The organism is Enterobacter sp. CRENT-193 (assembly GCF_002787395.1).
Taxonomy (GTDB): domain Bacteria; phylum Pseudomonadota; class Gammaproteobacteria; order Enterobacterales; family Enterobacteriaceae; genus Enterobacter; species Enterobacter hormaechei_C.
Genome location: NZ_CP024812.1, coordinates 2,506,042 through 2,524,277, shown reverse-complemented (window position 1 = coordinate 2,524,277; position 18,236 = coordinate 2,506,042). Strand labels below are relative to the sequence as shown.

General features: G+C 54.0%; 19 protein-coding genes and 1 other annotated feature. Of the genes, 11 read left to right on the top strand and 8 right to left on the bottom strand.

Features of this window, described 5'->3' with window-relative positions:
• Nucleotides 1-144 precede the first annotated feature (144 nt).
• Nucleotides 145-1,581: an exodeoxyribonuclease I gene (gene sbcB / locus CU081_RS12335; RefSeq protein WP_022651471.1), complete on the top strand. Its 1,437-nt coding sequence runs from the start codon at nucleotides 145-147 to the stop codon at nucleotides 1,579-1,581.
• 123 nt (nucleotides 1,582-1,704) lie between these two features.
• Here sbcB and plaP read toward each other — a convergent pair whose 3' ends face one another.
• From plaP to CU081_RS12315, 4 genes are all read right to left on the bottom strand, one after another.
• Nucleotides 1,705-3,063, bottom strand: a complete 1,359-nt coding sequence (gene plaP / locus CU081_RS12330) for a putrescine/proton symporter PlaP (RefSeq protein WP_003859499.1) — start codon at nucleotides 3,061-3,063, stop codon at nucleotides 1,705-1,707.
• Nucleotides 3,053-3,115: a membrane protein YoeI gene (gene yoeI, locus CU081_RS12325; RefSeq protein ID WP_099458931.1), complete on the bottom strand. Its 63-nt coding sequence runs from the start codon at nucleotides 3,113-3,115 to the stop codon at nucleotides 3,053-3,055. The genes plaP and yoeI overlap by 11 nt, the downstream gene beginning before the upstream one ends.
• Nucleotides 3,116-3,335: 220 nt before the next feature.
• Nucleotides 3,336-4,265, bottom strand: a complete 930-nt coding sequence (locus CU081_RS12320; protein WP_003859497.1) for a LysR substrate-binding domain-containing protein — start codon at nucleotides 4,263-4,265, stop codon at nucleotides 3,336-3,338.
• A 41-nt stretch (nucleotides 4,266-4,306) separates the two neighbouring features.
• Entirely contained in the window at nucleotides 4,307-5,131 is an 825-nt protein-coding gene (locus CU081_RS12315) for an SDR family oxidoreductase (RefSeq protein ID WP_003859494.1), read from the bottom strand.
• A 172-nt stretch (nucleotides 5,132-5,303) separates the two neighbouring features.
• Here CU081_RS12315 and hisL point away from each other — a divergent pair, with 172 nt between their 5' ends.
• From hisL to hisIE, 9 genes are all read left to right on the top strand, one after another.
• Nucleotides 5,304-5,354, top strand: coding sequence for a his operon leader peptide (gene hisL / locus CU081_RS12310; RefSeq protein ID WP_099516347.1), 51 nt, complete (start codon nucleotides 5,304-5,306; stop codon nucleotides 5,352-5,354).
• Nucleotides 5,330-5,453: a sequence feature (His leader region), on the top strand. Its footprint overlaps the gene before it by 25 nt.
• A gap of 45 nt (nucleotides 5,454-5,498) precedes the next feature.
• Nucleotides 5,499-6,398: an ATP phosphoribosyltransferase gene (hisG, locus tag CU081_RS12305; RefSeq protein WP_003859492.1), complete on the top strand. Its 900-nt coding sequence runs from the start codon at nucleotides 5,499-5,501 to the stop codon at nucleotides 6,396-6,398.
• A gap of 5 nt (nucleotides 6,399-6,403) precedes the next feature.
• On the top strand, nucleotides 6,404-7,708 hold the full coding sequence (hisD, locus tag CU081_RS12300) for a histidinol dehydrogenase (RefSeq protein WP_003859490.1): 1,305 nt from the start codon (nucleotides 6,404-6,406) through the stop codon (nucleotides 7,706-7,708).
• Entirely contained in the window at nucleotides 7,705-8,766 is a 1,062-nt protein-coding gene (gene hisC / locus CU081_RS12295; protein ID WP_003859488.1) for a histidinol-phosphate transaminase, read from the top strand. Before hisD ends, hisC begins: the two co-directional genes overlap by 4 nt.
• Nucleotides 8,763-9,830 (top strand): bifunctional histidinol-phosphatase/imidazoleglycerol-phosphate dehydratase HisB, encoded by a 1,068-nt coding sequence (hisB, locus tag CU081_RS12290; protein WP_003859487.1) that lies wholly within the window; start codon nucleotides 8,763-8,765, stop codon nucleotides 9,828-9,830. Before hisC ends, hisB begins: the two co-directional genes overlap by 4 nt.
• Nucleotides 9,830-10,420 (top strand): imidazole glycerol phosphate synthase subunit HisH, encoded by a 591-nt coding sequence (gene hisH / locus CU081_RS12285; protein ID WP_003859485.1) that lies wholly within the window; start codon nucleotides 9,830-9,832, stop codon nucleotides 10,418-10,420. The genes hisB and hisH overlap by 1 nt, the downstream gene beginning before the upstream one ends.
• Nucleotides 10,420-11,157 carry a 1-(5-phosphoribosyl)-5-[(5-phosphoribosylamino)methylideneamino]imidazole-4-carboxamide isomerase gene (gene hisA, locus CU081_RS12280; protein WP_003859483.1) on the top strand — a complete coding sequence of 246 codons (738 nt, stop codon included), beginning with the start codon at nucleotides 10,420-10,422 and terminating at the stop codon, nucleotides 11,155-11,157. Before hisH ends, hisA begins: the two co-directional genes overlap by 1 nt.
• Nucleotides 11,139-11,915 (top strand): imidazole glycerol phosphate synthase subunit HisF, encoded by a 777-nt coding sequence (hisF, locus tag CU081_RS12275; RefSeq protein ID WP_003859481.1) that lies wholly within the window; start codon nucleotides 11,139-11,141, stop codon nucleotides 11,913-11,915. The genes hisA and hisF overlap by 19 nt, the downstream gene beginning before the upstream one ends.
• The gene (gene hisIE / locus CU081_RS12270) at nucleotides 11,909-12,520 is read left to right on the top strand and encodes a bifunctional phosphoribosyl-AMP cyclohydrolase/phosphoribosyl-ATP diphosphatase HisIE (protein ID WP_003859480.1); all 612 of its coding nucleotides are present in this window, start codon (nucleotides 11,909-11,911) and stop codon (nucleotides 12,518-12,520) included. The genes hisF and hisIE overlap by 7 nt, the downstream gene beginning before the upstream one ends.
• A 38-nt stretch (nucleotides 12,521-12,558) precedes the next feature.
• Here the strand turns inward: hisIE and wzzB are convergent, their stop codons facing one another.
• A complete protein-coding gene (gene wzzB, locus CU081_RS12265; RefSeq protein WP_003859479.1) occupies nucleotides 12,559-13,539 on the bottom strand; it encodes an LPS O-antigen chain length determinant protein WzzB in 981 nt (326 codons plus the stop codon).
• A 192-nt stretch (nucleotides 13,540-13,731) separates the two neighbouring features.
• On the opposite strand from wzzB, the gene CU081_RS12260 reads away from it, so the two are divergent.
• A complete protein-coding gene (locus CU081_RS12260) occupies nucleotides 13,732-14,736 on the top strand; it encodes an NAD-dependent epimerase (protein ID WP_003859478.1) in 1,005 nt (334 codons plus the stop codon).
• A 48-nt stretch (nucleotides 14,737-14,784) separates the two neighbouring features.
• Here the strand turns inward: CU081_RS12260 and ugd are convergent, their stop codons facing one another.
• The 3 genes from ugd to rfbB all read right to left on the bottom strand — a co-directional run bounded on the left by ugd (nucleotide 14,785) and on the right by rfbB (nucleotide 18,158).
• Nucleotides 14,785-15,951: a UDP-glucose 6-dehydrogenase gene (gene ugd, locus CU081_RS12255; protein ID WP_003859477.1), complete on the bottom strand. Its 1,167-nt coding sequence runs from the start codon at nucleotides 15,949-15,951 to the stop codon at nucleotides 14,785-14,787.
• 239 nt (nucleotides 15,952-16,190) lie between these two features.
• The gene (gene rfbA / locus CU081_RS12250) at nucleotides 16,191-17,072 is read right to left on the bottom strand and encodes a glucose-1-phosphate thymidylyltransferase RfbA (protein WP_003859476.1); all 882 of its coding nucleotides are present in this window, start codon (nucleotides 17,070-17,072) and stop codon (nucleotides 16,191-16,193) included.
• Entirely contained in the window at nucleotides 17,073-18,158 is a 1,086-nt protein-coding gene (gene rfbB, locus CU081_RS12245; protein WP_003859475.1) for a dTDP-glucose 4,6-dehydratase, read from the bottom strand. It lies immediately after the preceding gene.
• Nucleotides 18,159-18,236: the final 78 nt, after the last annotated feature.

Genomic DNA, 18,236 nt, shown 5'->3' with positions numbered 1-18,236 from the left:
GTCGTTACCTGCCTTAATTGCAAAAAAATGTGACAGAACGCAGATTTTTTCGGAACAAATCTCGCAAATTTCTTGCCTGACGGTGCTTTTTGTTCGGACTGCTCACCCCAATCGTTTACCATAGAGACGTCAACTTTTAACAGGATGAGATTACTGGTGTCTGACTCTGCCGCGCGCCCGACTTTTTTGTTCCACGATTACGAAACCTTTGGCACCCATCCGGCGCTGGACCGACCGGCGCAGTTTGCGGCTATCCGTACCGATGACGAATTTAACGTCATCGGCGAACCCGAGGTGTTTTACTGTAAGCCCGCCGATGACTATCTGCCGCAGCCGGGCGCGGTGATGGTGACGGGCATCACGCCTCAGGAAGCGCGGGATAAAGGCGTTAGCGAAGCAGAATTTGCCCGTCGCATCCACGACCTGTTCACGGTGCCCAATACCTGCGTGGTGGGTTACAACAATATCCGTTTTGACGATGAAGTGACGCGCAATATCTTCTACCGCAACTTCTACGATCCGTATGCCTGGAGCTGGCAGAACCGTAATTCACGCTGGGATTTGCTGGATATCATGCGCGCCTGCTATGCGCTGCGCCCGGAGGGGATTAACTGGCCGGAGAACGACGACGGCTTGCCGAGCTTCAGGCTCGAGCACCTGACGCGGGCCAACGGCATTGAGCACAGCAATGCCCACGACGCGATGGCAGACGTTTACGCGACCATCGCTATGGCGAAACTTGTAAAAACCGCGCAGCCGCGCCTGTTTGAGTATCTGTTGAGCCATCGCAGCAAGCAAAAGCTGATGACGCTAATTGACGTGCCGCAGATGAAACCGCTGGTGCATATTTCAGGGATGTTCGGCGCGTGGCGCGGGAACACAAGCTGGGTGGCGCCGCTTGCCTGGCATCCGGACAACCGTAACGCCGTCATCATGGTGGATCTTGCCGGAGATATCTCCCCGCTGCTTGAGCTCGACAGCGACCCCTTACGTGAACGGCTCTATACGCCGAAAGAGGCGCTGGGTGACCTGCCAGCCGTACCGGTAAAACTGGTGCACATTAATAAGTGCCCGGTGCTGGCGCAGGCCAACACGCTACGCCCGGAAGACGCCGACCGGCTGGGGATTAACCGTCAGCACTGCCTCGATAACCTGAAAGTGCTGCGCGACAACCCGCAGGTGCGCGAGAAAGTCGTCGCCATTTTTGCCGAAGCAGAGCCGTTCGTGCCGTCTGAGAATGTGGATGCGCAGCTTTATAACGGCTTCTTCAGCGACGCCGATCGCGCGGCGATGAATATCGTGCTGCAAACCGACCCGCGTAACCTGCCCGCGCTGGATATCACCTTCGCAGATAAGCGCATTGAGAAGCTGATGTTTAATTATCGCGCGCGCAACTATCCCGGCACGCTGGATGAAGCAGAGCAGGAGCGCTGGTTACAGCATCGGCGCAACGTGTTTACGCCGGAGTTTCTTAATAGCTACGCCCAGGAGCTGGAGATGCTTTACGGTCAGTATGAAGGGAATGCTGAGAAGCAGGCGCTGCTGAAAGCGCTGTTCCAGTATGCGCAAGAGATTGTCTGAATAGCGGGTACAAAAAAGCCGGAGGCGATGTCTCCGGCTTTTTTTTTGCCCGATGGCGCTTCGCTTACGCGGGCCTGCGGGGTATTTAGGTCGGGTAAGACGTAGCCGCCACCCGACGCAGTCTTACGCGACGTCTTCGTACTGAGGAACCGGGTTGCGGAAGCTCTTCGTCACACAGGCCAGGTAAACCAGGCCGATACCTGCCCAAATCAGGCCAAGCACCATTGAGCTCTCTTCCAGGTTAACCCACAGCGCGCCCACGGTCATAGCACCACACATCGGCAGGAACAGATACTGGAAGTGGTCTTTCAGCGTCTTGTTACGCTTTTCACGGATCCAGAACTGAGAGATCACCGACAGGTTAACAAAGGTAAACGCCACCAGCGCACCAAAGTTAATCAGCGCCGTTGCCATCACCAGGTCAAAGTTAATCGCCAGAAGCGCGATCGCACCGACCAGAATGATGTTCATCGCCGGGGTACGCCAAGTTGGATGCACGTAGCCGAAGAAGCTTTTCGGGAATACGCCATCGCGGCCCATAACGTACATCAGACGCGCAACGCCTGCATGCGCGGCCATACCGGACGCCAGTACGGTGATGGTGGAGAAGATCAGCGCGCCGACCTGGAACGCTTTACCCGCCACATAGAGCATAATTTCCGGCTGAGAAGCATCCGGATCTTTGAAGCGAGAGATATCCGGGAAGTACAGCTGGAGGAAATAGGTCGAGAAAATAAAGATCAGGCCACCAATCAGCGCCGTCAGGAAGATTGCACGCGGAATTACGCGCTCTGCATCTTTCGTTTCTTCAGACAGGTTGCTGATACCATCAAAACCGGTAAAGGAGAAGCACAGAATCGTCGCCCCGGTAATCATCGGGATCACATGCGCATCACCAGACCAGAACGGCTTGCTGCTCGCCAGAGTGCCCGCGCCTTCACCGTGGAACACACCGTAAATCACCATGCCGAGGATCACGGCAATCAGTACAACCTGAAGCACAACGATAACGGAGTTAAAGTTGGCAACGGACTTGATGCTGCGAAGGTTGAAGGCCGTCATAAAGGCCACCAGCGCCACGACGAACATCCAGGATGGAATCGATGGCACCAGCGCTTCAAAATAAATTTTTGCCAGCAGAATGTTGATCATCGGCGCGAACAGATAGTCGAGCAGCGAAGACCAGCCCACCATAAAGCCTACCGTCGGGCTGATGGATTTCTGGGCATAGGTGTAGGCGGAACCGGCAGACGGATAGCGGCGCACCAGTTTACCGTAGCTGAGCGCGGTAAAGAGGATCGCAATCAGTGCAAAGCCGTAAGCCGTCGGCACATGACCGTCCGTGAGGCCTGAAACGATACCGAATGTATCGAACAGCGTCATCGGTTGCATATAGGCAAGGCCCATCATGACAACCGGAATCAACGTAAGCGTTTTACGTAATTCCACGCGAGAGGTGTTTGGAGTTGCGTTATGCGACATAGTTATTCTCCTTTACGGTGATAACCGCCACGTAAGCGAAAAATTGCCCCATTTCTTTTCTTCCTCAGCGACAACAACTGTCGGATTTTAGTAAGTATCTATCCGGTACGAAGCCCGGCCTCTTGGTTTTTAGTTTCGTTTCGTACATGCAAAAAAAAATAACCGACGCCTTTTATATCGTCGATTATTTATTTGTTTGCAGCGGCGGCATTTTGCCCTATTCAAGATACAAAAGGCAATACATTGAGAAACCTGCCCATAAAATAATTTTTCTAACTGGTTGATTTACCATCATCTGCCTGAGTGTAAACTGTCGCGATAGCACTATTTGCTAAAATTTCGTCTCGCCACCAGGCGCTGGCAAGCCCGGCGGTCTGTTCATTCCAGCCCACCCATACCGATTCGTTACTGCTCTGCGCTAAAACTTGTTTTTCCACCAGCGCTCCGCTGTCAATAAACCGCTGCGCTAAATAACGGGGAAGGTAACCGCACCCCAGGCCGCTTATTTGCAGCTCCAGCTTGGTTTTAAAATCAAAAACGGTGATGGCCTCCTGCTCATCCAGCATCTGCGATGAAATGCCGCACTCGGGGCGAGAACTGTCTCCAACCACAATGGCACGATAGTTTTTAATGACGCGTCGGGTAACCGGCTCCGGTTCATTCGCCAGCGGGTGATGAGGCGCAACGGCAAAAACCTGCTCCAGAACACCCAGCCGCGCAAAACCAAATTCGCTCAACTGGGGAGGCTCATGCAGCGCGCCAACGATGATATCCGCCCTGCCCTGCGTCAGGGCCTCCCAGGAACCGCCCAGCACGCCATTGATAAAAACCAACCGCGTGACGCTGTGGCGCTGATAGAACGCCTCAATAAGCGGGGTAAGCAGGGAGAAAGGGAATGTATCATCAACCCCAATCACCAGCTCATTTTCCCAGCCCTGATGAAGTTTGACGGCCTGTTTTTCCAGCTCGCGAACCGTATGCAGCACGTCACGCCCTTTTTCCAGCAACATCTGCCCTGTACGGGTGAAACGCGCGCGATGCCCGGTGCGGTCAAGGATTTGGATATTAAGATCGCTCTCGAGCTTTTGCACGGTGTAGCTCAGAGCCGAAGGGGTTTTATAGAGCTTCGCCGAGGCGGCGGCAAAGCTCCCCTCTTTTTCCAGCGCATCCAGAATAACAAGAACATCCAGCAGCGGTTTCATCTTCGCCCCCTTGCGGTGTGCGATTGTCTCCGCCGGCGCAATTATTCCATGGGCATTACCAGCGGATCGGGATACTGATATTCAAATCCCAGTTCATGGCAAATACGATTGCCATCAATAATTTTGCCTTTGCGCTCCCCCTGCGCATCACTGAATACCGGCGGCGCCAGGCCAAGCTGGCGCGCCATCAGCGGATAAAAGGTACTACGCGGCGGATGCGAAGGCGCACATATATTATAGATGTGCCCCCCTTTCGGAGCCTGTAAAAGCAGCTCTATTGCACCGATAACATCCTCAAGGTGCACAAGATTAACCCCGTGCTGGCCATCCGGCGCGGATTTACCGGCAAAGAAGCGCCCCGGATGACGCCCCGGCCCCACCAGCCCGGCCAGACGTAAGATATCCACCTGCGTGCCAGGCAGATTGTGCAGCCAGTCTTCCAGCTCTTTCAGCACCCGGCCGCTGGCGGTCACCGGACGGCGCTCGGTGTTTTCTTTCGCCGTACCGTCGATAGCGCCATAGACGGAGGTGGAGCTGGTGAAAATGATGCGCGGGATATGGTGCGCCAGGGCGCTGTCGACAATCTCCTGCACCGCCTGCAAGTAAAACGTCTCGCCCGGGCCGCTGCGCCGCGCCGGTAAGGTAATGACCAGCGCGTCCACATTCATCAGTTCATCCAGCTCGTCGGTATCGCAGATAAGCTCGGGTTCGAGACGCAGCTCGACACCATCAATGCCGCACATGCGTGCCGCTTCAACCCCATCTCGGGTGGTCTTACTCCCTGTCACCTGCCAGCCTTTCGCGGCTAATGACATCGCCAGTGGCATTCCTAACCACCCTAACCCGACAATCGCGACCTTTTTCATTACATTCTCCGCTTAACGATGCCTGTTATAAGGCTACGCCAGCCTGGTGGAACGCACAATTCATACCATCAATATGAAATGAATTAATGATCAAAAAAAGCCCTTGCTTTATGGCGTACAACTGGTTTAGGTTAAAAGACATCAAATGCATAAGCATTCAACGAGAATTTATATGACACGCGTTCCTTTTAAAAACCACCATCATCACCATCATCCTGACTAGTCTTTCAGGCGATGTGTGCTGGAAGACGTTTGGATCTTCCAGTGGTGCATGAACGCATGAAAAAGCCCCCGGAAGATCTTCTTCCGGGGGCTTTTTTTTGGACCGCATTCAGACAGGTTAAAACAGGTTAACGAGGAACACAGAATGTTAGATAACTCACGTTTACGCATAGCTATTCAAAAATCAGGCCGTTTAAGCGACGATTCACGCGAACTGCTGGCCCGCTGCGGGATTAAAATCAACCTGCACACCCAGCGCCTGATCGCCCTGGCTGAAAATATGCCGATCGACATTCTGCGCGTACGTGATGACGATATCCCGGGCCTGGTGATGGATGGCGTCGTTGATCTCGGCATCATCGGCGAAAACGTACTGGAAGAAGAGTTGTTAACCCGCCGCGCGCAGGGCGAAGATCCGCGCTACTTTACCCTGCGTCGTCTGGACTTTGGCGGCTGCCGCCTGTCGCTGGCCACGCCGGTCGATGAAGCCTGGGACGGCCCGGCCGCGCTGAACGGCAAACGTATCGCCACCTCTTACCCTCACCTGCTGAAGCGTTACCTCGATCAAAAAGGCGTGCAGTTTAAATCCTGTCTGCTGAACGGCTCTGTTGAAGTGGCGCCGCGTGCGGGCCTGGCCGATGCCATCTGTGACCTCGTCTCCACCGGCGCCACGCTCGAAGCGAACGGCCTGCGCGAAGTGGAGGTGATCTACCGCTCCAAAGCGTGCCTTATCCAGCGCGACGGCGAGATGGCCGACGCCAAACAGCAGCTCATCGACAAACTGCTGACCCGCATTCAGGGTGTGATTCAGGCGCGTGAATCCAAATACATCATGATGCATGCGCCAACCGAGCGTCTGGAGGAAGTGATTGCCCTGCTACCGGGCGCTGAGCGTCCAACCATTCTGCCGCTGGCGGGCGACCAGCAGCGCGTGGCGATGCACATGGTGAGCAGCGAAACCCTGTTCTGGGAAACCATGGAAAAACTGAAGGCGCTGGGCGCAAGCTCCATTCTGGTGCTGCCAATTGAGAAGATGATGGAGTAACGACCATGAGCTTTAACACAATCATCGACTGGAATACCTGTAGCGACGCGCAACAGCGCGAGCTACTGATGCGCCCGGCAATTTCCGCCTCGGAGAGCATCACCCGCACCGTGGCGGAGATCCTCGATAACGTCAAAGCCCGCGGGGACGACGCGCTGCGCGAGTACAGCGCGAAGTTTGACAAGACGGAAGTCGGCGCTTTACAGGTTACCGAGCAGGAAATCATTGATGCCAGCAATCGTCTGGGTGATGACATCAAACAGGCGATGGCCGTCGCGGTGAAAAATATTGATACCTTCCACACAGCGCAGAAATTGCAGGCGGTGGATGTGGAAACCCTGCCCGGCGTGCGCTGCCAGCAGGTGACGCGACCGGTGGCGTCCGTCGGCCTCTATATTCCCGGCGGCTCTGCTCCGCTGTTTTCGACCGTCCTGATGCTGGCCACCCCGGCACGTATTGCCGGTTGTCAGAAGGTGGTGCTCTGCTCTCCTCCACCAATTGCCGATGAGATCCTGTACGCGGCGAAGCTGTGCGGCGTGCAGGCGATCTATAAAGTGGGCGGTGCGCAGGCGATTTCTGCCCTGGCGTTCGGGACAGTATCCATTCCTAAGGTCGACAAAATCTTTGGCCCGGGCAATGCCTACGTGACCGAGGCGAAACGCCAGGTCAGCCAGCGTCTGGACGGCGCGGCGATTGATATGCCTGCCGGTCCGTCTGAGGTGCTGGTGATTGCCGACAGCGGCGCTACACCGGATTTCGTGGCCTCTGACCTGCTCTCGCAGGCCGAGCACGGCCCTGACTCGCAGGTGATTTTACTGACGCCAGATGCCGACATGGCAAAACGCGTGGGCGACGCCGTTGAGCGTCAGCTGGCTGACCTGCCGCGTGCGGAAACGGCGCGTCAGGCGCTATTGGCCAGCCGCCTGATTGTGGCCCGCGATCTTGACCAGTGCATCGCCATCTCCAATCAGTACGGTCCTGAGCACCTGATTATTCAGACCCGTAACGCGCGCGATCTGGTCGACAGCATCACCAGCGCAGGCTCAGTGTTCCTCGGAGACTGGTCACCGGAATCCGCCGGGGATTACGCCTCCGGCACCAACCACGTGCTGCCCACGTATGGCTATACCTCAACCTGCTCCAGCCTGGGGCTGGCGGATTTCCAGAAGCGCATGACTGTGCAGGAACTCTCCCGCGAAGGGTTTGCCTCGCTGGCGTCGACCATTGAAACCCTGGCCGCCGCCGAACGTCTGACTGCCCACAAAAATGCCGTGACGCTGCGCGTTGCCGCCCTGAAGGAGCAAGCATGAACATCGAAGAATTAGCCCGCGAAAATGTCCGTCGCCTGACGCCCTATCAGTCTGCGCGTCGTCTTGGCGGCAACGGCGATGTCTGGCTGAATGCCAACGAATACCCCACGCCGGTGGCCTTTGAGCTTTCGCAGCAGACGCTGAACCGCTACCCGGAGTGTCAGCCGAAAGCGGTGATCGAGAACTATGCGCAGTATGCAGGCGTAAAGCCTGAGCAGGTGCTGGTCAGCCGTGGGGCGGATGAAGGGATTGAGCTGCTGATCCGCGCCTTCTGCGAGCCGGGTAAAGACGCGGTGATGTACTGCCAGCCCACCTATGGGATGTACAGCGTCAGCGCCGAAACCTTTGGCGTGGCCTGCCGCAACGTGCAGGCGCTGGACAACTGGCAGCTGGATTTGCAGGGCATCGCCGATAACCTCGACGGCGTGAAGGTGGTGTTTGTCTGTAGCCCTAACAACCCGACCGGGCAGATTATCAATCCGCAGGATATTCGTGCCCTGCTGGAAATGACGCGCGGCAAAGCGCTGGTCGTGGCTGACGAAGCCTATATTGAGTTTTGTCCGCAGGCCACGCTTGCTGGCTGGCTTGAAGAGTATCCGCATCTCGTTGTGCTGCGTACCCTTTCCAAAGCCTTCGCCCTCGCCGGCCTTCGCTGTGGATTTACGCTGGCAAATAAAGCGATTATCGACCTGCTGCTGAAAGTCATCGCCCCGTATCCGCTCTCGACGCCGGTTGCCGATATTGCGGCACAGGCGCTGGCCCCGCAGGGCATCAGCGCGATGCGCGAGCGTGTGGCGCAGATCCTGGAAGAGCGTCAGTATCTTGTCGATGCCCTGAAAACGATTCCGTGCGTGGAAGAGGTGTTCGACTCGGAAACCAACTACATCCTGGTGCGCTTCACCGCCTCAAGCGCGATATTTAAATCGTTGTGGGATCAGGGCATTATCTTACGAGACCAGAATAAACAACCTACCCTGAGCGGCTGCCTGCGTATTACCGTCGGCACCCGTGCAGAGAGCCAGCGCGTGATTGACGCCCTGAAAGCGGAGAAAGTATGAGTCAGAAGTATCTCTTTATCGATCGTGACGGCACCATCATCTCGGAGCCACCCAGCGATTTTCAGGTCGATCGTTTCGACAAGCTGGCCTTTGAACCCGACGTGATCCCGGTGCTGCTGAAGCTTCAGAAAGCAGGCTATAAGCTGGTGATGATCACCAACCAGGACGGTCTGGGCACCGACAGCTTCCCGCAGGCGGACTTTGACGGCCCGCACAACCTGATGATGCAGGTGCTGACCTCGCAGGGCATCGCCTTCGACGAGGTGCTTATCTGCCCGCATATGCCTGCCGACGAGTGCGACTGCCGGAAGCCGAAATTGAAGCTTGTTGAACGTTATCTGGCTGAAGAGGCGCTGGATAAAGCCAACAGCTATGTGATTGGCGATCGCGTCACGGATATCACGCTGGCGGAAAACATGGGCATTGCGGGTCTGCGCTATAACCGCGACACGCTAAACTGGGCGATGATTGGCGAGCAGCTCACCAGACGCGACCGCTATTCCCACGTTGAACGCAACACCAAAGAGACGCAGATCGACGTGAAGGTCTGGCTCGACCGCGAAGGCGGCAGCAAGATCCACACCGGCGTCGGTTTCTTTGACCACATGCTGGATCAAATCGCCACTCACGGCGGCTTCCGTATGGAGATCACGGTTAAGGGCGACCTGTATATCGACGATCACCACACCGTGGAAGATACCGGCCTGGCGCTGGGCGAAGCCCTGAAGCTGGCGCTCGGCGACAAGCGCGGCATCAACCGCTTCGGCTTTGTTCTGCCGATGGACGAGTGCCTGGCGCGCTGCGCGATGGATATCTCCGGACGTCCGCACCTGGAATATAAAGCTGACTTCACCTACCAGCGCGTGGGCGATCTCAGCACCGAGATGGTGGAACACTTCTTCCGCTCGCTTTCTTACACTATGGGCCTGACGCTGCACCTGAAAACCAAAGGCAAAAACGATCACCACCGCGTCGAGAGCCTGTTCAAAGCCTTTGGCCGTACCCTGCGCCAGGCGATCCGCGTGGAAGGTGACGCCCTGCCCTCGTCGAAAGGAGTGCTGTAATGAACGTGGTGATTCTGGACACCGGATGCGCCAATCTGAACTCCGTACAGTCGGCGATTATGCGCCACGGCTACGAGCCGGTGGTGAGCCGCGACCCGGACGTGGTGCTGCGTGCGGATAAACTCTTTCTGCCGGGCGTAGGCACCGCCCAGGCGGCGATGGATCAGATCCACGAGCGCGAGCTGGTTGATCTCATCAAAGCCTGTACTCAACCGGTGCTGGGCATTTGCCTCGGCATGCAGCTGCTTGGCCGCCGCAGCGAAGAAAGCAACGGCGTTGATCTGCTGGGCATTATTGAAGAAGACGTGCCGAAAATGACCGACCACGGCCTGCCGCTGCCGCACATGGGCTGGAACCGCGTTTATCCGAAGGCGGGCAACAGGCTGTTCCAGGGTATTGAAGACGGTGCGTACTTCTATTTCGTCCACAGCTACGCCATGCCCGTGAATACCTACACCATCGCCCAGTGCAATTACGGCGAGGCGTTCACCGCCGCCGTGCAGAAAGATAACTTTTACGGCGTGCAGTTTCACCCGGAACGCTCCGGTGCCGCCGGTGCGCAACTGCTGAAAAATTTCCTGGAGATGTGATGATAATTCCCGCTTTAGATTTAATTGACGGCACGGTTGTTCGTCTCCACCAGGGCGATTACGGGCAGCAGCGCGACTACGGCAACGACCCGCTGCCGCGATTACAGGCTTACGCCGCCGAGGGCGCTGAGGTGTTGCATCTGGTCGATCTGACCGGCGCGAAAGATCCGGCGAAGCGCCAGATCCCGCTGCTTAAAACACTGGTGGCTGGCGTGGACGTCCCGGTGCAGGTGGGCGGCGGCGTGCGTACGGAAGCCGATGTTGCCGCCTTACTGGACGCGGGCGTGGCGCGCGTGGTGGTCGGTTCGACCGCTGTGAAAGATCCTGAGACGGTCAAGGGCTGGTTCCGCCGCTTCGGTGCGGATGCGCTGGTGCTGGCGCTGGATGTACGCATTGACGAGCAGGGTAATAAGCAGGTCGCGGTCAGCGGCTGGCAGGAAAACTCCGGCGTAACGCTGGAAGAGCTGGTCGGGATGTATCTCCCGGTAGGGCTGAAGCATGTGCTGTGCACGGATATTTCACGCGATGGTACGCTCGCAGGATCTAACGTCTCGCTGTATGAAGAGGTATGCGCGCGTTATCCGCAGGTGGCGTTTCAGTCCTCTGGCGGTATCGGCGACCTGGCGGATATCGCCGCTCTGCGCGGAACCGGAGTACGCGGCGTGATCGTGGGTCGCGCGCTGCTGGAAGGCAAATTTACGGTGAAGGAGGCGATTCAATGCTGGCAAAACGAATAATTCCCTGCCTGGACGTGCGTGATGGTCAGGTTGTAAAAGGCGTGCAGTTCCGCAACCACGAGATCATTGGCGACATCGTTCCGCTGGCAAAACGCTATGCCGAAGAAGGCGCAGACGAACTGGTATTTTATGATATCACCGCCTCCAGCGATGGCCGCGTGGTGGACAAAAGCTGGGTGGCGCGCGTGGCAGAGGTGATTGATATTCCCTTCTGTGTGGCGGGCGGGATTAAATCTGCTGACGATGCGGCGAAAATTCTCTCTTTCGGTGCGGACAAAATTTCGATTAACTCCCCTGCGCTTGCAGATCCGGAGCTGATTACGCGTCTGGCGGACCGCTTTGGCGTGCAGTGCATTGTCGTGGGGATCGACACCTGGTTTGATACCGCGACGGGAAAATATCACGTTAACCAGTACACCGGCGATGAAAGCCGCACGCGCGTCACCCAATGGGAGACGCTGGACTGGGTGCAGGAAGTGCAAAAACGCGGTGCGGGTGAAATCGTTCTGAACATGATGAACCAGGACGGCGTTCGTAACGGCTACGACCTCGAGCAGCTGAAAAAAGTGCGCGCGGTCTGCCAGGTTCCGCTGATTGCCTCCGGCGGCGCGGGCACCATGGAACACTTCCTTGAAGCCTTCCGCGATGCGAACGTGGACGGCGCGCTGGCCGCTTCCGTGTTCCATAAACAGATTATCAATATTGGTGAGTTAAAAACGTACCTGGCCGACCAGGGCGTGGAGATCAGGGTATGTTAACAGAGCAACAACAGGCGCAGCTGGACTGGGAAAAAACTGACGGATTACTGCCGGTGGTTGTACAGCATGCCGTTTCAGGCGAAGTGCTGATGCTGGGATACATGAACCAGGAGGCACTGACAAAAACGCTCGACAGCGGCAAAGTGACGTTTTTCTCGCGCACCAAACAGCGCCTGTGGACGAAAGGGGAAACCTCGGGTCACTTCCTGAATGTGGTCAGCATTACGCCAGACTGCGACAACGACACCCTGCTGGTGCTGGTCAACCCGATTGGGCCTACCTGCCACAAAGGCACCAGCAGCTGCTTCGGCGAGGCGAGCCACCAGTGGCTGTTCCTCTATCAGCTGGAACAGCTGCTGGCAGAGCGTAAATCAGCGGATCCCGAGAGCTCGTACACGGCGAAACTGTACGCCAGCGGCACCAAACGTATTGCGCAGAAAGTGGGTGAGGAAGGCGTTGAAACGGCGCTGGCGGCCACCGTGCATGATCGGGAGGAGCTGACGAACGAAGCGTCGGATTTAATGTATCACCTGCTGGTACTGCTTCAGGATCAGGAGCTGGATTTAACGACGGTGATTGAGAATTTGCGGAAACGGCATAAATAAAAAAGACCGGGGAAACCCGGTCTTTTTTTGTGTGTAAATCAGGCTCTTGGTTTGTAGTTTCTCAGCGCGTTACGGCCGAGGACGACAGCAGAACCGATGACCCCGCCGAGGAGAACGGCAAGGATGAGGGTAATAGCAATTTTCGGGCTGTCGCGTCGGATAGGAAGGTTCGGCTTCATGACGTAACGATAGACGTGAATAGTGTCTGGGTTAACGTTGAGGTTCTGAATATCCAGTAAATTTTGTTTGGTTTGGTAGTAAGCGCCTGAGAAGACCAGTGGGCGAGACGCTTCGTTATCAATCATTGATTTCAGCGCTGCTGTCCCCAACAGGAACATAGTTTCTTGAGTCACATCCTGTGTTTGCTGAATCTGGGGTGTAGTAATCTTCGCGGCTTCCGCATTCTTAAATGACTCAGTGATCTGTTTAATACGCAGATCTTTTTGCTCCTGTGCGACTTTCTCCTGGTTCTGGAGGGAGTCGTTCAGGGTTGTGATCTGCTGCTTGAGATTGTCATTGAGGTCAAGCGCCAGTTCTTTTGCTGTCTGTTCATCGATCTGCTGGATATATTGCGCAAGCTGCTTTTGTGCCGCTTCAGCTGTCTCCCCCTGGTAGGTTACGGTCAAAGGTAAACCTTGACCTTTTACAGTAGGTTCAATAGTCAGTTCTTCGGGGTCTTCCTGATTCTCAAGTGCTTGTGCCAAAGCAGAGAAAGAAGAGTTGAAACGACTGATAGCTCGAGATTGAATGTCCAGCATTGAGGGAGCAGCACCGCCATAGAGAATATTCAACGCATTGGAATAAGTAGCTATTTGAGCAGCATCAGGTTGAGCGATGATAGCCGATGATGTCCATTTCTCTTTAGCAACAGTGATGTAAACAACGGCGAGAACGATAAAAGCAGCAATAACGGCCCCTATTACCCACTTACCACGCCACAGCTGTAGCACTAAATCCAGTAAATCAATTTGCTCCGGGTCATTGTTGCGTGTGACCAGGTTATCGTTGTTGTGCGTCATACAATCCCTAACAGATGAAAAAGGGCAAAAACAATCTTGTTTCCATAGTGTATCTGTTGCTGGCGATTTTTCTATAAGAATACGATGAGTTATATCGGAAAGATGGGTTATGTAAGTGAAGTGCGACGCGCTATCATAGTCGGATTCTGATGTCCTGGGACATCAACAAGAACACTGTGAATGAGGGAAGCTATGAAATTTCTTGTAACGGGCGCCGCGGGCTTTATCGGTTCTCATGTCAGTAAGCGCCTGCTTGATGCAGGTCATGAAGTTGTTGGGATTGATAATCTGAATGATTACTATGACCCTAACCTCAAGCTCGCTCGCCTTGAACTGCTCAAATCCGAGAGTTTCACTTTCCACAAGCTAGACTTAGCGGATCGCGAGGGCATGGCTGCGCTCTTCGCCAATGAGAAATTTGACCGCGTGATCCATCTTGCCGCCCAGGCGGGCGTGCGTTACTCGCTGGAAAACCCGCATGCCTATGCGGATGCGAACCTGGTAGGTCACCTGAACGTGCTGGAAGGCTGTCGCCACAACAAGGTTCAGCATCTTCTGTATGCTTCATCCAGTTCTGTTTACGGCCTCAACCGTAAGATGCCGTTTTCTACTGACGACTCCGTGGATCATCCGGTATCCCTGTATGCGGCAACCAAAAAAGCTAACGAGCTGATGTCGCATACCTATTCGCATCTGTACAATCTGCCTACCACTGGCCTGCGCTTCTTTACCGTCTATGGCCCGTGGGGACGCCCGGACATGGCGCTGTTCAAATTCACCAAAGCCATGATTGAAGGCAACAGCATCGACGTATACAACTACGGCAAGATGAAGCGCGACTTCACCTATATCGATGATATTGCGGAGGCGATTATTCGCCTACAGGACGTTATTCCTCAGGCCGATGCCGACTGGACGGTCGAAGCCGGTTCGCCAGCAACCAGCTCTGCCCCGTATCGCGTGTATAACATCGGTAACAGCTCACCTGTCGAACTGATGGATTACATCATCGCGCTTGAAGAGGCGCTGGGCAAAGAAGCGATGAAAAATATGATGCCGATCCAGCCGGGGGACGTGCTGGAGACCAGTGCGGACACCAAAGCGCTGTATGACGTTATTGGGTTTAAACCACAAACCTCAGTCAAAGAAGGCGTGAAAAACTTCGTCGACTGGTACCGCAACTTCTATAACGTTTAAAAACAAAAAACCCGGCACAGTGCCGGGTTTTTTATATCACGATTTTGATCAGTCGCTGCCGAACAAATCGCGGGTATAGACTTTATCTTTCACGTCCGCCAGCTCTTCCGCCATACGGTTGGAGATAATCACGTCCGCTTCTTTCTTAAACGCATCCAGATCGCGGATCACACGCGAATGGAAGAACTCGTCTTCCTGCATGGCCGGTTCATAAATAATGACCTGTACGCCCTTCGCCTTAATACGCTTCATGATCCCCTGAATGGAAGAAGCGCGGAAGTTATCGGAACCGCTCTTCATGATCAGGCGATACACGCCCACCACTTTAGGCTGACGCGCGAGAATAGAATCCGAGATGAAGTCTTTACGCGTACGGTTGGCATCCACAATGGCAGAAATCAGGTTGTTCGGCACCGCCTGATAGTTAGCCAGCAACTGCTTGGTGTCTTTTGGCAGACAGTAGCCGCCGTAACCGAATGACGGGTTGTTATAGTGGTTACCGATACGCGGGTCAAGACACACGCCCTCGATGATCTGACGGGTGTTCAGACCTAAGCTCTCGGCATAGCTGTCCAGCTCGTTGAAGTAAGCCACACGCATCGCCAGATAGGTATTAGCGAAAAGCTTAATGGCCTCTGCCTCGGTGGAATCGGTGAACAGCACCGGAATATCTTTTTTGATTGCGCCTTCCTGAAGCAACGCAGCAAAACGCTCCGCACGCTCGGAACGCTCGCCAATCACGATACGGGATGGGTGCAGGTTATCGTATAACGCCCTGCCCTCGCGGAGAAATTCCGGCGAGAAGAAGACATTATCAATACCCAACTCTTCTTTAATCGATTTGGTGAAGCCCACTGGAATCGTCGACTTGATGATCATCACTGCGTTCGGGTTAATTGCCGTAACGTCTTTGATCACCGCTTCAACAGTTGAGGTATTGAAGTAGTTGGTTTTAGGATCGTAGTCGGTTGGCGTGGCGATGATGACGAAATCCGCATCGCGGTATGCGTCTTCTTTGTCCGTGGTAGCGCGGAAGTTCAGCGGCTTAGTCGCGAGGTATTCTTCAATCTCTTTATCGACGATCGGGGACTTCTTCTGGTTAAGCATGTCCACTTTTGCCTGCACGATATCCAGCGCAACCACTTCATGGTTTTGTGCAATCAGAATACCGTTTGAGAGACCAACATAGCCTGTTCCGGAGATGGTTATTTTCATTTGTTTGACTTCTACACGTTTGAGTTTTTGATAGCCCTATAGTGGCCACCACAATGATTAACTAGGAGTTTTTTAGCGCTAATACTCATTCACTGTCAAGGTTTCAGGATTTTTGAAAAATGTTTTTGCTCAACAAAAAGTCCTGTCGTTACACTAAGCAAAGTACCTGTTTTACAGCGACAATAAGACGTTAAAGGGCTGTCGAGAGTAAGCAGAGGAAAACTGCTTACTTCGTCAAATCAGACTAATCCCTTGGTCAGATTCAGCAGATACTGCCCATACCCGGTCTTTTTCAATGGTTCAGCGAGTACCCGAAGTTGTTCGGCATCAATAAAACCTCGTCGGAACGCAATCTCTTCAGGACATGAAACTTTTAGCCCCTGTCGCTCTTCAATTGTGGCGATAAAATTGCTTGCTTCGATCATACTCTGATGCGTTCCGGTATCCAGCCAGGCGTAACCGCGCCTCATCATTGCGACAGACAATCGTCCCTGCTGCATATAGATGCGGTTGATGTCGGTAATTTCGAGTTCACCTCGCTCGGACGGCGTTAAACTTTTGGCCATCTCAACCACATCGTTGTCGTAAAAATAAAGACCGGTTATTGCGTAATTACTCTTGGGTTGCTGAGGCTTCTCCTCAAGACCAATTGCAGTACCGTCTTTATCAAACTCAACGACGCCATAGCGTTCCGGATCGCTGACATGATAGGCGAATACGGTCGCCCCCTCTTGCTGGCTTGCTGCGCCTTCAAGCAGTCTGGGGAGATCGTGTCCGTAGAAAATATTATCGCCTAATACCAGCGCACAATTATCCTCACCGATAAACTCTTCACCCAGAATAAAAGCTTGTGCCAATCCATCAGGACTTGGTTGCACTTTGTACTGGATATGCAATCCCCACTGGCTACCGTTCCCGAGCAGTTGTTCAAAACGCGGAGTGTCCTGAGGCGTACTGATAATCAGAATATCCCGTATACCTGCCAGCATAAGCGTAGAGAGCGGGTAATAGATCATTGGCTTATCGTAAATTGGCAACAATTGCTTACTTACGGCCATAGTCACGGGATAAAGACGTGTACCCGATCCGCCAGCTAATATAATCCCTTTACGTTTCGTCATTTACTTACGCTCCCCATAATTCTGCTCAATCCAGCTCTTATAGGCGCCGCTTTTCACATTCGATACCCATTCCAGGTTATTCAAATACCATTTAACCGTTTTACGGATGCCGCTTTCAAAGGTTTCCACAGGAGTCCATCCGAGCTCGTCGCTAATTTTATGAGCATCAATTGCATAACGTCTGTCGTGTCCAGGACGATCCGCTACATAAGTAATTTGTGCGCGATAGGATGTTTCTTTCGGTACCATGTCATCGAGCAGATCACAAATGGTCTGAACGACTTCAATATTTTTCTTCTCGTTATGGCCGCCAATATTATAGGTTTCTCCCGGCTTACCCGTGGTCAGAACCGTATACAGTGCACGAGCATGATCTTCAACGTATAACCAGTCACGGATTTGATCGCCCTTACCGTAGATCGGCAATGGTTTATTATCCAGCGCATTAAGGATAACAAGAGGGATCAGCTTTTCAGGAAAGTGGTATGGGCCATAATTATTCGAACAATTTGTCACAATCCCAGGTAAACCATAGGTGCGTATCCAGGCCCGAACTAAATGGTCGCTGGACGCTTTTGACGCTGAGTAAGGGCTACTTGGCTGGTACGCTGTTTTCTCGGTAAACAGCGGTAACGGGACAGAATCATGATATTCATCAGGATGTGGCAGATCGCCGTAAACCTCATCAGTTGAAATGTGATGGAAACGGAAGGTAGATTTTGCTGCCTCGTCCAGTGAAGACCAGTAAGCACGGCTCGTTTCTAACAGGTTATACGTGCCAACAATATTGGTTTCAATAAACGCAGCGGGACCTGTAATAGAACGGTCGACATGGCTCTCGGCAGCCAGGTGCATTACCGCATCAGGCTGATGGGTAGCAAAAATACGCGCCATTGCCTCTTTATCACATATATCGGCATGCTCAAAAACATAGCGTTCGCTATCGCTTACTTCACGCAAGGATTCCAGATTACCGGCATAGGTCAATTTATCAACGTTAACAACGCTATCCCGAGTATTGCTAATAATATGTCGGATAACCGCGGAACCGATAAAACCGGCACCGCCAGTAACTAGAATTTTCACGCAATCTATTCCATTAAACAGTAGGTGGATCGGGCAAGATAAAAAAGCCCGGTATCTCTACCGGGCTTGATCGCATGG